Here is a 15,081-nt window from a genome sequence, read left to right as displayed (position 1 = left end):
GTCCGTTCGATGTCCCGCAGAGTCAGGCGCCCCAAGGCTGTAACCGTATACATGGGGCGTGAAGGATGTGCTAATTTCCCACCTTTAACGGGAGAGGCCCATTCACCATGTTCGAGCGTCAGCGTCGCACCAAGATCCTAGCCACCCTCGGTCCGGCGACCGACCCGCCGGGCGTGCTGGAGGATCTGTTCCGCGCCGGCGTGAACGTGGTGCGCCTCAACTTCAGCCACGGTGATCCGTCCGGCCAGGCCAAGCGCGCCGCCGACGTCCGTGCCGCCGCAGCCCGCGTGGGCGTGGAAGTGGGCATCCTGGCCGACCTGCCGGGCCCGAAGATCCGCATCGAGCGCTTCGCCGAAGGCAAGGTGTACCTGAAGGCCGGTGACCGCTTCGACCTGATCGCCAGTGAAAGCGCGGGTCCGGGCGACGCCACCCAGGTGGGCGTGAGCTACCTCGGCCTGCCGCAGGACGTGGGCCCGGGCGATGTCCTGCTGCTCGACGACGGTCTGATGCAGCTGCAGGTGGTCGAGGTGCAGGGCGAGCGCATCATCAACACCGTGCTCAACGATGGCGCGCTGTCCGACCGCAAGGGCCTGAACAAGCAGGGCGGTGGCCTGTCGCTGGGCGCACTGACCGAGCGCGACAAGGAACTGATCGGCATCGTCGCCAAGATCGGCGTCGACTTCATCGCCGTGTCCTTCTGCCGCAACGCGCAGGACATGAACGATGCCCGCGAGATCGCCGAATCACACGGCTGCTACGCCGCGCTGGTATCCAAGATCGAGCGCACCGAAGCGATCGAGAACCTGGAAGAGATCGTCGAAGCCAGTGACGTGGTGATGGTGGCCCGTGGCGACCTCGGCGTGGAAATCGGCGATGCCGAGCTGCCGGGCCTGCAGAAGAAGATCATCAAGGCCTCGCTGGCGCAGAACAAGGTGGTGATCACTGCCACGCAGATGCTGCAGTCGATGGTGGAAAGCCCGATTCCGACCCGCGCCGAAGTGCTGGACGTGGCCAACTCGGTCATCGACGGTACCGATGCGGTGATGCTGTCGGCTGAAACCGCCGCCGGTGCCTACCCGGTGAAGGCGGTCGAAGCCATGGCCCGCATCTGCCTGGGTGCCGAGCGCCAGTTCCAGACCGAAACCGACTTCAATGCCTCGCCGCGCAACCTGGAACGTGCCGACCAGGCCATCGCCATGGCCACCATGTTCCTGTCGCAGCACGTGGGCGTGCGCGCCATCGTGGCGATGACCGAATCCGGTGGCACCGCCCGTTACCTGTCGCGTTTCCGCGCCAAGGCCCCGGTGTTCGCGGTCACCCGCCACGACGGCGCCCGCCGCCAGATGGCGCTGATGCGCGATGTGTACCCGATCAACTTCGACAGCCGTGGCCTGACCCCGCGCGAAGCCGCACGCGGCAGCATCCGCCTGCTGGTGGAATCGGAGCTGCTGCAGGCCGGTGACCGCGTGGTGTTCACCAGTGGCGAGCACATGGAAACCCATGGCGCCACCAACACCCTGCGTCTGCTGGAAGTGGGCCAGGACGGCCGTGCCAGCGGCCTGGGCGACCTGTAAACCCTGACGGGATCGGGTCGGAGCCCCTGCGGGGATCCGACCCGGGGTCGGATCCCCGCAGGGGCTCCGACCCCATCGCGCAGGACATCACTTGTCCTGCGCAGACATGGAAGCGTTTCCATCCTGTCCTCCACGGCGAGGCAACGGGCAGCGGGGCTATACTTACGTTTTTCCCGCACCCGCCACAGGAAATACATGAGCATCGAACAGCTGGCTGAAACCGCCCAGGCCATGGTCGCCCCGGGCAAGGGCATCATCGCGATCGACGAATCCACCGCTACCATCGCCAAGCGTTTCGCCGGCGTCGGTATCGAGAACACCGAGGAGAACCGTCGTGCCTACCGCGAGCTGCTGCTGACCACGCCGAAGCTCAACGAGCACATTTCCGGCGCCATCCTGTACGACGAAACCATCCGCCAGTCGACCAGGGACGGCGTGCCGTTCGCCAAGTACATGGCCGACCACGGCATGATTCCGGGCATCAAGGTGGACAAGGGTGCACACCCGCTGGCCGGCTGCCCGGGCGAGCTGGTCACCGAAGGCCTCGACGGCCTGCGTGAGCGCCTGCAGGAGTACTACAAGCTGGGTGCGCGCTTCGCCAAGTGGCGTGCGGTCATCAACATCGGCGACAACACCCCGTCGGGCACCTGCATCGAGTCCAACGCCCACGCGCTGGCCCGTTATGCCGCCCTGTGCCAGGAATGCGGCCTGGTGCCGATGGTCGAGCCGGAAGTGATCATGGACGGCGACCACGACATCGAGACCTGCTACGAAGTCACCGAAGCCACCCTGCGTTCGCTGTTCGACGCGCTGTACCAGCAGAACGTGCTGCTGGAAGGCACCATCCTGAAGGCCTCGATGGTCATTTCCGGCAAGGGTTGCGATGAGCAGGCCGACGTCGAGGAAGTGGCCGAATCGACCGTGATGTGCCTGAAGAGCACCGTGCCGGCGATCCTGCCGGGCGTGGTGTTCCTGTCTGGTGGCCAGAGCGACGAGCAGTCGACCGAACACCTGAACGCGATGAACCAGCTGGGCAACCTGCCCTGGCCGCTGAGCTTCTCCTACGGCCGCGCCATGCAGCAGGCTGCGCTGAAGCTGTGGGCCAAGGACATGAAGGGCAACTACGCCGCTGCCCAGAAGACCGTGTACGAGCGCGCCAAGGACAACGGCCTGGCCGCTCTGGGCAAGTGGAACGGCTGAGCCGTCCCATTTCCCGCATGAGGTGACACTGCAGACGCCGGCCTCGTGCCGGCGTCTGCGTTTGCCGGTATCGTTGCCTTTCCTTGCGCAGGGCCTGTGCGCAGGGGGTATCCGCGAAGGCCAGGGAGGCTCTCAATGCGTACCACCGCAATCGTGCTGGCCATGGCCACGCTGCTGTCCGTGGCAGGCTGCGACCGCATCGGCTCGCCTGAGCCGACGGCCAGGGTGCCGGCGCTGCAGTTCGACATACCCGTGTCCGGTGAAATCACCACGCGCAGTGGCATGAATTTCAACAATGGCAGTCGCTACCAGCTCTATCAGATCCGGTTGGAAGACCAGCAGCGCGTCGGCATCAAACTGACCGGGGCGCTCAGTGGCACGGTCACGGTCTTCAGCGATGGCAAGGTGGTGGCCCACAGTCGCACCGGCTATGAGAGCAGCGACGCTGCGGTGGCCTTCCGTGCCCCTGGCCGCGGCCTCTACCAGGTTGCGGTGAGCGCCGATGGCGCAGAAGCGTTCGGCCCGTTCCGCCTGCGTGCGGAAGTAATCAAGCCCCACGACGGCACGCCGATCATCAACACCGGCCGCGTTTCCGATCTGCTGCTGGACGCCTCACAGGATTACACCCTGCAGGTGGACACCGCCGGCCTGTACGCCATCGAGCTGCGCTCGGATGTGTTCGACACCGTGCTGTCGCTGAAGGGAGAGGGCCAGGACGCCGAGAACGATGACGACGAGGACGGCGAGGGCACCGACTCGCGTATCCACCTGGCGTTGCAGCCCGGCCGCTACACCCTCAGCGTCCGCGGCCTGAGTGATGAGGACACGGGCGCGTTCACGCTGGACGTGCGGCGCAGCGAAGCGCCCGCCGCGGCCCCCGACAACAACGGCAGCACCGTGCAGTAGATCCACGCCATGCGTGGATGCAGTAGATCCACGCCACGCGTGGATGCAGTAGATCCACGCCACGCGTGGATGCCGCGCTCACCTGCGGCGACCACGCATCCGGGCAGCGCCTCAATGCGCCGCGGCAAACCCGGCATCACCCACCGGTGGCAGCGGCAGGATGCGTTCGGCCTCCTGCGCCTGGCCGGCGCCAGCCAGCGCCTGCTGGTACGCCTTGGCGGTGGCGGTGTTGAAAGCGACCAGCACGATGCGCATCGGCTGCACATGGCTGCGCTGCCACGCCAGCGTTTCGGTCACTGCCACCTGTGCGGCCTGGTACAACGGATAGCCGTAGACGCCGCAGCTGATGGCCGGAAACGCGATCGACTCCGCGCCCAGTGACTCGGCAAGCTGCAGCGATTTCCAGTAGCAGTTGGCCAGCAGCGCCGGTTCGTCGCGCTGGCCGTCATGCCAGACCGGACCGACGGTATGCAGGACATGCCGCGCCGGCAGTGCGTAGGCGTCGGTGGCACGCACTTCGCCGGTCGGGCAGCGCACGCCCGGCCGCAGTTCCGGCAAACGCTCGCATTCGGCCAGCAGTTGGGGCCCGGCAGCGCGATGGATGGCACCGTCCACACCGCCGCCGCCGAGCAGGGTTTCGTTGGCCGCGTTGACGATCGCATCCACCGCCAGGGTCGTGATGTCGCCCTGCCACACTTCGATCTTCATGCGTCCGTCTCCTGCCTGTCGTTATTGCGCGCCGTGCCCGCGCTGGCTGCACCCACCGTAGTGGAGAGGGCATCGATGCTGCGTCATGACCGTCTCACGCGCTGCGATTACGGTCTTCAGGCACGATGGCGGCAGCCACCTTCACGCAGGCTGAAGCAGAACGGGGTCAGAGCCTTTTCCGCATGGAAGAGGCTCTGACCCCGTTGTTGGTCTGCGTGGGTGGGGTCAGAGCCCTTTCCCTGCGGGAAAGAGATCCGACCCCAGGCTTACGGCAGGCCGGCCAGCCAGTCGTCGTCGGAACCTTCGTTCACATCCGCAAACAGCGGCGTGGAGAAATAGCGTTCACCGGTGTCCGGCAGCATCGCCAGAATCACCGCGCCCTGCTCGGCACGGGCGGCCACGTCCAGCGCGCTGGCCACCGTCGCACCGGCGGAGATGCCGACAAAGATGCCTTCCTCGGCCGCCAGGCGGCGCGCGGTGGCGATGGCGCGGTCGTCCTCGACGGTGAGCAGTTCATCCACCACGTCGCGGTTGAGCACGTCCGGCACGAAGTCCGGGGTCCAGCCCTGGATCTTGTGCGGCTTCCAGTCATCGCCCTTCAGCAGCGCGGCGCCGGCCGGTTCGGTGGCGACGATGCGGGTCTGCGGGCGGGCGACCTTCAGCACTTCGCCGACGCCGGTGAGGGTGCCGCCGGTGCCCCAGCCGCTGACGAAGTAGTCCAGGCGCTTGCCAGCGAAGTCGCGCAGGATCTCCGCCGCCGTAGTGTTGCGGTGGTAGGCCGGGTTGGCCGGGTTGGCGAACTGGCTGGCCAGGAACCAGCCGTGCTCTTCGGCCAGTTCGCGCGCCCTGCGCACCATGCCGCTGCCACGTTCGGCGGCCGGGGTCAGGATGACCTTGGCGCCATAGGCGCGCATCAGCTTGCGGCGCTCGACCGAGAAGGTCTCGACCATGGTGGCCACGAACTTGTAGCCGCGCGCGGCCGCGACCATGGCCAGGGCCACGCCGGTGTTGCCCGAGGTGGCTTCCACGATCGTGTCGCCGGGCTTGAGCAGGCCGCGTTCCTCGGCGTCGAGGATGATCGCCAGGGCCAGGCGGTCCTTCACCGAGCCGCCCGGGTTGAACGACTCGACCTTGGCGTACAGGGTGACGCCCTGCGGAGCCAGGCGCTGCAGTTTGACGATGGGGGTGTTGCCGATGGTGTCGAGGATGGAGTCGTACAGGGCCATGGAAGCGCTCCGGAGGCGGGCCGCGCCGGGGCCGGCGGGCGGAAGGGGGGAGGCTGGCCGTTCAGGCCAGCGGCTGCCGGCTGACCGTAGCGCCGGCTTATGACGCCCGGAAATGACCAGATACCTTTCTTAAACAACGTTTGGTTATAAGCTGGTGATGGCAATAGACCCTAGAGTGGACCTCCGCCCCCCGCGCCCCCGCCCGCCATGACGCTTACACAGCTGCGCTACCTGGTCGCCATCGCCGACGCCGAGATGAACATCACGCTCGCGGCTTCGCGCGTGCACGCCACCCAGCCCGGCTTGTCCAAGCAGCTCAAGCAGCTGGAGGACGAGCTGGGCTTCCTGCTGTTCGTGCGCAAGGGCCGCAGCCTGGAATCGGTCACCCCGGCCGGTACCGAAGTGATTTCCCGCGCTCGCGCGGTGCTGGCCGAGGCCAACAACATCCGCACCTACGCCGCCAACCAGCGGCGCGAAAGCCAGGGCCAGCTGATCCTGACCACCACCCACACCCAGGCGCGCTTCGTGCTGCCGCCGGCGGTGGCGGCGATCAAGCAGGCCTACCCGCAGGTGAGCGTGCACCTGCAGCAGGCCGGTGAGGCCGATGCGCTGGACCGCCTGAACCAGGGCGATGCCGATATCGCGATCATCAGCACGGCCGGTGGCGAACCGACCGACGGCATTGCCGTGCCGCTGTTCCGCTGGCGGCGGCTGGTGGTCGTGCCCAAGGGCCACCCGCTGGACCGCGCCGGCCGCGCGCCGGACCTGGCCGCGCTGTCCCGCCAGCCACTGATCAGCTACGAATCCTCCACCCGCCCCAATTCCTCGCTGCAGCGCGCCTTCGCGGCCCATGGGCTGGTGCCGGACCTGGCGCTGACGGCGCTGGATGCGGACCTGATCAAGACCTATGTGCGTACGGGCCTGGGCGTGGGGCTGCTGGCCGAGATGGCGGTCAGTTCCAACGATGAAGACCTGCGTTCGTGGCCGGCGCCGGAGCCGATCACCGAGTGCATTGCCTGGGCGGTGCTGCCGCGCGACCGGGTGCTGCGCGATTACGCGCTGGAGCTGGTGCATGTGCTGGCACCGCAGATCGATCCGCGCGATCTGCGGCGGGTGCTGGATGGCAACCAGGCCGCCGCGTGGCCGGTCCCGCCGACGTGGGAGTCGCTGACCCAGACCATCACGGTCTGAGGGGTGGGTTTTTCGGCAGGGCTTGCAGCCCTGCACCTGCTTCAAGCCAGAGCAACGGCAACGGCAAAAGCGCGCTGTCCGTGGGTTGGCGGGGCGGTGTGGGTGGTCAGGACACGCCGTAAACCCCCCTCCGGGGTCCGGCCCAGCCGCTGGCGGCTGTGCGTTCGGGCGCTTGCGAAGCAGTGCTTCGCAAGCAAAGTGCCCTCACCCATGGGGGCTCGATGGCGCCATCCATGGCACCAACGGTCCTGCCCACCCACACCGCCCCGCCTTCGACAGATTCCGTGTGCTGTTGGCAACGGCGATTGTTGGAACGCGCGGCGGTTGGTAGGTGTCGACCTTGGTCGACACATCTGTCAGATACCGAATGAATTCATCCACGCATGGCGTGGATCTACTGGAACGCGCGGCTGTTGGTGGGTGTCGACCAAGGTCGACACCCACCAGAGCAGAACGCCGTTCTGACAGATCGCGGAAATCTGTCGAAGGCGGGGTGGGTCCGGTTGAGGGGGTGTGAGCGGCATGGATGCCGCGACCAAGCCCCCATGGATGGGTTTACGGCGTCCCCCTCAACCGGACCCACCCCGACTCCCTTCAGGAAAGCAGCTTCTGCTGTTGCTCTGGCTCAAAGCAGGTGCAGGGCTGCAAGCCCTGCCGGGACAAAAAAAACAGGGCCGGACCCCGCCAGGGCCGACCCCTGCCTGGCGCCCTCTGCCAAGCAGCCTCGACTGTACGATGACAGCGCACGACAAAGGGCGCCCGGATACATCCCGACATACGTCGACACCGCCCCGGCGAGCCTTGCATGGAACGGGTTCAAGGCGCCACCGCAACGCTGGTTTCACGCCGGTAAACGCTTGGCACATACCGATTTCGCAGGCCCTTGCCTACACTCGGCGGCCGTGGATCACCCAGGACCTTTCATGTTGGCTCGCATCACTTCGACCCTGGCCCTTGGCCTGTGCCTGGCCGCCCTGGCCGGGTGCACAGGCAAACAGGAGGCCGCCGCGCGTCGGCAGGGCGAAGCGGTGCCGGTCACCGCGCAGGTCGTACAGCCCTCGCAGTGGAATGACACCCTGCAGGCGCTGGGCACCGCCAAGGCCCGTGAATCCATCAGCGTCACCGCCAAGGTCAGCGAGATCGTCGACCGCGTGCACTTCGAAAGCGGCCAGCAGGTCGCCGCCGGGGCGCCCCTGGTCACCCTGCGCGGGCAGGCACAGGAAGCCGCGCTGGTGCAGGCGCAGGCCACCTTCCACGAAGCCGACCAGCTGTACAAGCGTCAGCGCGAGCTGGCCACCCAGCGCTTGGTCTCCAGTGCCACCCTCGATACGCAGAAGTCGATCCGCGATGCGGCCGAGGCACGCGTGGCGCAGATGCAGGCGGACATTGGTGACCGCCGCGTGCGTGCGCCGTTTGCCGGCGTGCTGGGCATCCGCCAGGTCAGCCCAGGCACGCTGCTGACCACGACCACCGTCATCGCCACCCTGGACGACATCGAGCGCATGCACGTCGATTTCCAGGTGCCGGAAGTGGAAATGGCTGCGCTGTCGACCGGCGACAAGGTCAGCGCCACCAGCGTGGCCTGGCCGGGCCGCACCTTCGAAGGCGACGTGACCACCATCGATGCGCGCATCGATCCGGCCACGCGTGCGGTGACCGTGCGCGCCGACTTCGCCAACGCCGACCACGCGCTGCGCCCGGGCATGCTGCTGGACGTGCGCCTGTTCCGCCCCGAGCGCCCGGCACTGGTGGTGCCGGAAATCGCCGTGGTGCAGGTTGGCCGCGATACCTTCGTTTACCGCATCAAGGCCGACGACACGGTTGAACGCGTGGACGTGACCACCGGCGCGCGCCGTGCCGGGGTGGTCGAGATCCGCCAGGGCCTGGAGGGCGGCGAGCGCATCGTCGTCGACGGCACCGGCAAGCTGCGCGCCGGCCTGAAGGTCGCCGCCACCGACGCCGCGTCGGCCAATGGCACCGCACCGGCCAAGGCACCGGCCGCAGCACCGGCCGAGGGCAACGGCGGATGAAGCTGTCGGACATCTCCATCCAGCGGCCGGTGTTCGCCGTGGTGATGAGCCTGCTGCTGGTAGTGCTGGGCGTCATGTCCTTCACCCGCCTGACCCTGCGCGAGCTGCCGGCCATCGACCCGCCCATCGTCTCGGTGTCGGTGGATTACACCGGTGCCTCGGCAGCGGTCATCGAAAGCCGTGTCACGCAGGTGCTGGAAGATGCGCTGGCGGGCATCGAAGGCATCGATACCATCAACGCGCGCAGCACCAATGGCCGCTCGCAGGTCAGCATCGAGTTCACCTCCAACCGCGATATCGAAGCGGCCGCCAACGACGTGCGCGACGCGGTCAGCCGCGTGGCCGACCGCATGCCCGAAGAGGCGCGGCCGCCGGAAATCGCCAAGGTCGAAAGCGATGCCGATCCGATCATCTGGTTCAACATGTCCTCCACCACGATGGACACGCTGGAACTGAGCGACTACGCCGACCGCTACGTGGTCGACCGCTTCTCCAGCCTGGACGGCGTGGCCCAGGTGCGCATCGGCGGCCGCCAGCGCTATGCCATGCGCATCTGGCTGGACCGCGACCAGCTGGCCGCGCGCGGCTTGACCACCGGCGACGTGGAAACCGCGCTGCGCAACGAGAACGTGGAACTGCCGGCCGGCCGCATCGAATCGACCGACCGCGACTTCACCCTGCGCGTCGAGCGCAACTACGTGAAGCCCGAGGACTTCGCCACCATCCCGCTGGGCAAGGGCAGCGACGGTTACGTGGTGCGCATGGGCGATGTGGCCAAGATCGAGCTGGCGTCAGCCGAACGCCGTGCCTATTTCCGCAGTAACGGTGAACCGGGCGTCGGCCTGGGCATCGTCAAGACCTCCACCGCCAACTCGCTGGACGTGGCCCGCGCTGCGCGCGCGGAAGCAGAGAAAGTTGCCGCGACGCTGCCCGAAGGCACGCAGATCGTGGTGACCTTCGACAACACGACCTTCATCGAAGCGGCCGTCGATCGCGTCTACGCGACCCTGGTCGAGGCGATGCTGCTGGTGCTGGCGGTCATCTGGCTGTTCCTGGGCAGCTTCCGCGCGGCGTTGATTCCTGCGGTCACGGTGCCGGTCTGCCTGGTCGCGGCCTTCATCGCGCTGTATGCCTTCGGCTTCTCGATCAATCTGCTGACCCTGCTGGCGCTGGTGCTGTGCATCGGCCTGGTGGTGGACGATGCGATCGTGGTGGTGGAGAACGTGCAGCGCCGCATCGACCTGGGCGAGCCGCCGCTGGTGGCCTCCAAGCGTGGCACCACCCAGGTCGCCTTCGCAGTCATCGCCACCACGGCGGTGCTGGTGGCGGTCTTCCTGCCGGTCGGTTTCCTGGAAGGCAACACCGGCCGCCTGTTCCGCGAACTGGCCGTCGCGCTGGCTGCCGCGGTGGCGCTGTCGGCGTTCGTCGCGCTCACGCTTACCCCGATGATGGCCTCCAAGCTGCTCAAGCCGCATACCGGCCAGGCGCCGCGCGGCCTGCATGGCTTCATCAACCGCAACCTGGAACGCCTGGCCTCCGGCTATGGCCGCGTGCTCGACCACCATGTCGACCGCACCTGGATCTACCTGGTGGTGATGGTGCTGGCACTGGCCGCCAGCTGGGGCCTGATGAAGATCCTGCCTTCGGAACTGGCCCCGGCCGAGGACCGTGGCTCGTTCCAGATCATGATCGATGGCCCGGAAGGCGCCGGCTACGACTACACCGTGCAGCAGGTGCAGCAGGTCGAAGCCCTGTTGGCGCCGCACGTGGGGGCGGACAAGACCATCGCCCGCGCCAACCCGCGCGTGCCCGGCGGCTTTGGTGCCAGCGAGGAAATGCACACCGGCCGCGTCAGCGTGTTCCTGCAGCCGTGGCGCCAGCGCAGCGAAAACACCGTTGACGTGGCCAACGACCTGCAGAAGGAACTGGATACCCTGCGCGGCGTGCGCGTGCGCACCCAAGTTGGTGGCGGCCTGGTGCGCAGTGGCGGCCAGCCGTTCCAGATCGTGCTGGGCGGCCCGGAATATGCCGAGATCGCGCAGTGGCGTGACCGCATCCTGCTGCGCATGGCCGACAATCCCGGCCTTGTCGGCCCCGATTCGGACTACAAGGAAACCCGCCCGCAGATGCGGGTGAACATCGACCGCCAGCGTGCGGCCGACCTGGGCGTGCCGGTCACTGCAATAGGTTCGGCGCTGGAAACCATGATGGGCTCGCGGCGCGTCACCACCTTCGTCGACAACGGCGAAGAGTACGACGTGCTGGTGCAGGCCGGCCGCGATGGCCGTGCCACGCCGGCCGACCTGGCGGCCATCCGTGTGCGCGCCAACTCGGGCGAGCTGGTGCCGCTGTCCAACCTGGTCACTCTCAGTGAAGTGGCCGAGGCCGGCACCCTGAACCGCTTCAACCGCCTGCGCTCGATCACCATCAGTGCCGGCCTGGCGCCGGGCTACCCGCTGGGCGAGGCCATTGCCTGGGCGCAGCAGGTCACCCGCGAAGAGCTGCCGCAGTACGCACAGATCAACTGGAAGGGCGAATCGCGTGAGTTCCAGAGTGCCGGCGGCGCGGTGCTGCTGACCTTCGCCATGGCCCTGCTGGTGGTCTACCTGGTGCTGGCCGCGCAGTTCGAAAGCTTCATCCACCCGCTCACCATCATGCTGACCGTGCCGCTGGGCGTGCTCGGTGCGCTGGTCGGCCTGTGGGTGAGCGGCGGCACGGTGAACCTGTTCAGTCAGATCGGCATCGTGATGCTGGTCGGCCTGGCGGCCAAGAACGGCATCCTGATCGTCGAGTTCGCCAATCAGCTGCGCGATGACGGGCGCACCGTGCGCGAGGCCATCATCGAATCGGCCATGGTGCGCCAGCGCCCGATCCTGATGACCTCCATCGCCACCGTGGTCGGCGCGATCCCGCTGGTGGTGGCTGGCGGCCCGGGTTCGGCCAGCCGTGGCACCATCGGCATCGTGATCATCTTCGGCGTCACCCTGTCCACCTTCCTGTCGCTGTTCGTGGTGCCGGCGTTCTACGCACGCCTGGCCCCGTACACCCGTTCGCCGGAAGCGGTGAAGCGCGAACTGGAGAAGCAGGAAGCCGAATCGCCTTCGGTCGGCGGCCATGCCTGACCGGAGCGACAGTGGGGTCGGATCCCTTTCCCAAGGGGAAAGGGCTCTGACCCCGAGCCTGCAGGGCGACGGCTTCACCCTGCGCCCCTGGCACGCCGACGACCTCGAATCGCTGCTGCGCCACGCCAACGACCCCGCCGTCTCACGCGGCCTGCGGGACCGCTTCCCGTACCCATACACCCGCGAGGACGGCGAGGCCTTCCTGGCCGGCCGCGTACTCACGCCCGGCACCCTCAACCTGGCCATCGAGATTGACGGCCACGCCTGCGGCAGCATCGGCGCACAACCGGGCACGGCCGAGCGCGGGCATACCGCCGAATTGGGGTATTGGTTGGGCCAGGCGCAGTGGGGCCAGGGCGTGATGACCCGCGTGGTGGCCCTGTTCGCCCCCTGGGTGATGGACGAGCTGCGCCTGTTCAGGCTGCAGGCCGAGGTGTTGGACTTCAACGAAGGCTCGGCACGCGTGCTGCTGGCCAACGGCTTTGCCGAAGAAGGCACGGCCCGCTGCGCCGTCTACAAGCGCGGCGTCCTGCACGACCTGCGCCGCTTCGCCCGGGTACGAAGGTCCCTGTAGAGCCGAGCCCATGCTCGGTTGCAGTCGGCGGCCCAAGCCGAGCACGGGCCCGGCTCTACAAAACAGCGCTACCGCAGCGGCCTTCGATCAGGGAGAATCGACCGGTCCCTTCCAGCCGACGGGACGTCCTTACAACCCGCCGACTGGAGAGAGCGCGCGTGGAAGCTACCGTACACTTCATCAACAGCATCATCTGGAGCAAGGCGCTCATCGCCGTGTGCCTGGGTGCGGGTCTGTTCTTCAGCCTGCGCACCCGCTTCATGCAGATCCGCGGCTTCGTCGAAATGTGCCGCCTCACCGTGAAGGGTGAGAAGTCCGACGCCGGCGTGTCCTCCTTCCAGGCCCTGGCCATGTCGATGGCTGGCCGCATGGGCATCGGCAACATCGCCGGCGTGGCCACCGCCATCGCCTTCGGTGGCCCCGGCGCCATCTTCTGGATGTGGGTGATGGGCTTCCTCGGTGCGTCCACCTCGTACGTGGAATGCACCCTGGCGCAGATCTACAAGACCAAGGACGCCGAAGGCCGCTACCGCGGTGGCCCGGCGTACTACATCGAAAAGGCCATGGGCCTGAAGTGGTACGCGCTGGCCTTCGCCATCGCCACGATCATCGCTGCCGGCTTCCTGATGCCGGGCGTGCAGGCCAACGCCATCGCCGACAGCGTCATCAATGCCTGCCGGGGCACCGCACTGTGCGGCCCGCTGGATGGCCAGACGCTGGGCATGGGTTCGGTCGAAGCGCTGAAGCTGGGCATCGGCATCGTCGTGGCGCTGCTGCTGGGCGTGGTCATCTTCGGTGGCGTCAAGCGCATCGCCAACTTCGCCGAAGTGGTGGTGCCGTTCATGGCGGCCGCCTTCATCCTGATGGCCATCGTCATCATGATCATCAACTACGACCGCGTGCCGGAAATGTTCGGCATCATCTTCGACAGCGCGTTCGGCACCCACGCCGCGTTCGGCGCGATGATGGGCCTGGCGGTGGAGTGGGGCATCAAGCGCGGCATCTATGCCAACGAAGCCGGCCAGGGCTCGGGCCCGCACGCGGCCGCCGCATCGGAAGTCTCGCACCCGGCCAAGCAGGGGTACGTGCAGGCCTTCGCCATCTACTTCGACACCATGATGGTGTGCACCGCTACCGCCTTCCTGATCCTGGCCAGCGGCACCTACAACGTGTACTCGCCTGCAGGCGCCAGTGCCCCGCCGATCTTCCAGGGCCTGGCCGGTATTCCCGAAGGCGCCGGCTATGCGCAGGCCGGCGTGGAAGCGGTGCTGCCGGGCTGGGGCGCGGCGTTCGTCTCGATCGCCATCTTCTTCTTCGCCTTCACCACCATCATGGCCTACTACTACATGGCCGAAACCAACCTGACCTACGTCAACCAGAACAAGAAGCGCCCGCTGACCGTGCTGGTGCTGCGCCTGGGCATCATCGCCATGGTCGTGTTCGGTGCCTTCCACAACGCAACCCTGGCCTGGGCGCTGGGTGACATCGGCGTGGGCCTGATGGCCTGGCTGAACATCATTGCCATCCTCATCATCCAGAAGCCGGCGATGCTGGCCCTGCGTGACTACGAACGACAGAAGAAGCTGGGCCTGGATCCGACGTTCGACCCGGATGCCCTGGGCATCAAGAACGCCGATTTCTGGCGCCAGCGCAAGCAGGAGAGTGTGTAAGTGAACAACCCCTGGAGCAACCGCCGCCCGTCCGCCCGTCCGCCGCGCGCAACGCCGTTGCCGCGTGCCGAGGTGCCGGCCACGGGCGGTGGTGGTGGTGGCCGCGGCGGCAACGATGAGCTGCGCCTGTTCGGCCTCAACGCCGTGCTGGCCGCCTTCGAGGCGCGCCCGCAGGCGCTGCGCAAGCTGTACCTGCTGGAGGCGCGCATTCCGCGCCTGCAGCCGCTGCTGAAGTGGTGCGTGGCCAACCGCGTGGGCTACCGCGTGGTGGAAGATGGCGATCTGAACAAGCTGGCCGGTACCACCCACCACGAAGGTGTGGTGGCCGATGTGCTGCGCGCGCCGGTGATGCCGCTGGCGCAGTGGCTGCAGCAGGTGGGCGAGGGCCCGGCACTGGCGCTGTGGCTGGATGGCGTGGGCAACCCGCATAACCTGGGCGCGATCCTGCGTTCGGCCGCGCACTTTGGCGCGAAGGCCCTGCTGCTGCCGGCCGGCAGCACGCTGGCCCTGTCCGGTGCCGCCGCACGTGTGGCCGAAGGCGGCGCCGAGGCGCTGCCGCTGGTGCAGCTGCCCGATGACGCATCTGCCATGGCGCAGCTGCGTGCGGCCGGTTTCGGCCTGGCCGCGACCCTGGTCGAAGGCGGCCAGGACGTGTTCCGTGCCGAACTGCCGGCGCGCCTGGTGTATGTCATGGGGGCCGAAGGCGAGGGCATGGACCGCGCGCTGGCCAGCCAGTGCGACCAGCAGGTGTCCATCCCCGGCAGCGGCGCGGTGGAAAGCCTCAACGTCGCCTCGGCAACGGCAGTGCTGCTGGCGCAGTGGGCCAGCCGCCGCGGCTGAATCGTGGCCGGGGTCTGATCCCTCGCCAACGGCGAGGGCT

General features: G+C 67.5%; 11 protein-coding genes. 9 read left to right on the top strand and 2 right to left on the bottom strand.

Annotated elements, in window-relative coordinates; all coding sequences use genetic code 11:
- Positions 1–107: 107 nt before the first annotated feature.
- The 3 genes from pyk to VER16_RS17760 all read left to right on the top strand — a co-directional run bounded on the left by pyk (position 108) and on the right by VER16_RS17760 (position 3,680).
- Positions 108–1,574 carry a pyruvate kinase gene (gene pyk / locus VER16_RS17770; RefSeq protein WP_324810296.1) on the top strand — a complete coding sequence of 489 codons (1,467 nt, stop codon included), beginning with the start codon at positions 108–110 and terminating at the stop codon, positions 1,572–1,574.
- 195 nt (positions 1,575–1,769) lie between these two features.
- Positions 1,770–2,774: a class I fructose-bisphosphate aldolase gene (locus tag VER16_RS17765; protein WP_324810294.1), complete on the top strand. Its 1,005-nt coding sequence runs from the start codon at positions 1,770–1,772 to the stop codon at positions 2,772–2,774.
- Between the two features lie 135 nt (positions 2,775–2,909).
- Entirely contained in the window at positions 2,910–3,680 is a 771-nt protein-coding gene (locus tag VER16_RS17760; protein WP_324810292.1) for a hypothetical protein, read from the top strand.
- A 111-nt stretch (positions 3,681–3,791) separates the two neighbouring features.
- On the opposite strand, the gene VER16_RS17755 is transcribed toward VER16_RS17760, so the two are convergent.
- Both VER16_RS17755 and cysK read right to left on the bottom strand, forming a co-directional pair.
- Positions 3,792–4,388, bottom strand: a complete 597-nt coding sequence (locus tag VER16_RS17755; protein WP_324810290.1) for an O-acetyl-ADP-ribose deacetylase — start codon at positions 4,386–4,388, stop codon at positions 3,792–3,794.
- Positions 4,389–4,654: 266 nt separating this feature from the next.
- The gene (gene cysK, locus VER16_RS17750; RefSeq protein WP_324810289.1) at positions 4,655–5,614 is read right to left on the bottom strand and encodes a cysteine synthase A; all 960 of its coding nucleotides are present in this window, start codon (positions 5,612–5,614) and stop codon (positions 4,655–4,657) included.
- Between the two features lie 207 nt (positions 5,615–5,821).
- On the opposite strand from cysK, the gene VER16_RS17745 reads away from it, so the two are divergent.
- The 6 genes from VER16_RS17745 to VER16_RS17720 all read left to right on the top strand — a co-directional run bounded on the left by VER16_RS17745 (position 5,822) and on the right by VER16_RS17720 (position 15,041).
- Entirely contained in the window at positions 5,822–6,805 is a 984-nt protein-coding gene (locus tag VER16_RS17745) for a LysR family transcriptional regulator (RefSeq protein WP_324810285.1), read from the top strand.
- Positions 6,806–7,728: 923 nt separating this feature from the next.
- Positions 7,729–8,835, top strand: a complete 1,107-nt coding sequence (locus tag VER16_RS17740; RefSeq protein ID WP_324810283.1) for an efflux RND transporter periplasmic adaptor subunit — start codon at positions 7,729–7,731, stop codon at positions 8,833–8,835.
- A complete protein-coding gene (locus VER16_RS17735) occupies positions 8,832–11,957 on the top strand; it encodes an efflux RND transporter permease subunit (RefSeq protein ID WP_324810281.1) in 3,126 nt (1,041 codons plus the stop codon). The genes VER16_RS17740 and VER16_RS17735 overlap by 4 nt, the downstream gene beginning before the upstream one ends.
- Complete coding sequence (locus VER16_RS17730; RefSeq protein WP_324810279.1) at positions 11,950–12,531, top strand: GNAT family protein; 582 nt, start codon at positions 11,950–11,952, stop codon at positions 12,529–12,531. The genes VER16_RS17735 and VER16_RS17730 overlap by 8 nt, the downstream gene beginning before the upstream one ends.
- 158 nt (positions 12,532–12,689) lie before the next feature.
- Complete coding sequence (locus tag VER16_RS17725) at positions 12,690–14,201, top strand: alanine/glycine:cation symporter family protein (protein ID WP_324810277.1); 1,512 nt, start codon at positions 12,690–12,692, stop codon at positions 14,199–14,201.
- Complete coding sequence (locus VER16_RS17720; RefSeq protein WP_414716072.1) at positions 14,202–15,041, top strand: TrmH family RNA methyltransferase; 840 nt, start codon at positions 14,202–14,204, stop codon at positions 15,039–15,041.
- Positions 15,042–15,081: the final 40 nt, after the last annotated feature.

The organism is Stenotrophomonas sp. (assembly GCF_035634915.1).
Lineage (GTDB): Bacteria > Pseudomonadota > Gammaproteobacteria > Xanthomonadales > Xanthomonadaceae > Stenotrophomonas.
The sequence above is the reverse complement of the archived record's forward strand: the minus strand, read 5'-3'. Positions and strand labels throughout refer to the sequence as shown.

Bases quoted from the DNA above. Each gene is read 5' to 3' on its own strand.
- pyk (WP_324810296.1), top strand. From the start codon at position 108: ATGTTCGAGCGTCAGCGTCGCACCAAGATCCTAGCCACCCTCGGTCCG.
- VER16_RS17765 (WP_324810294.1), top strand. From the start codon at position 1,770: ATGAGCATCGAACAGCTGGCTGAAACCGCCCAGGCCATGGTCGCCCCG.
- VER16_RS17760 (WP_324810292.1), top strand. From the start codon at position 2,910: ATGCGTACCACCGCAATCGTGCTGGCCATGGCCACGCTGCTGTCCGTG.
- VER16_RS17755 (WP_324810290.1), bottom strand. From the start codon at position 4,388: ATGAAGATCGAAGTGTGGCAGGGCGACATCACGACCCTGGCGGTGGAT.
- cysK (WP_324810289.1), bottom strand. From the start codon at position 5,614: ATGGCCCTGTACGACTCCATCCTCGACACCATCGGCAACACCCCCATC.
- VER16_RS17745 (WP_324810285.1), top strand. From the start codon at position 5,822: ATGACGCTTACACAGCTGCGCTACCTGGTCGCCATCGCCGACGCCGAG.
- VER16_RS17740 (WP_324810283.1), top strand. From the start codon at position 7,729: ATGTTGGCTCGCATCACTTCGACCCTGGCCCTTGGCCTGTGCCTGGCC.
- VER16_RS17735 (WP_324810281.1), top strand. From the start codon at position 8,832: ATGAAGCTGTCGGACATCTCCATCCAGCGGCCGGTGTTCGCCGTGGTG.
- VER16_RS17730 (WP_324810279.1), top strand. From the start codon at position 11,950: ATGCCTGACCGGAGCGACAGTGGGGTCGGATCCCTTTCCCAAGGGGAA.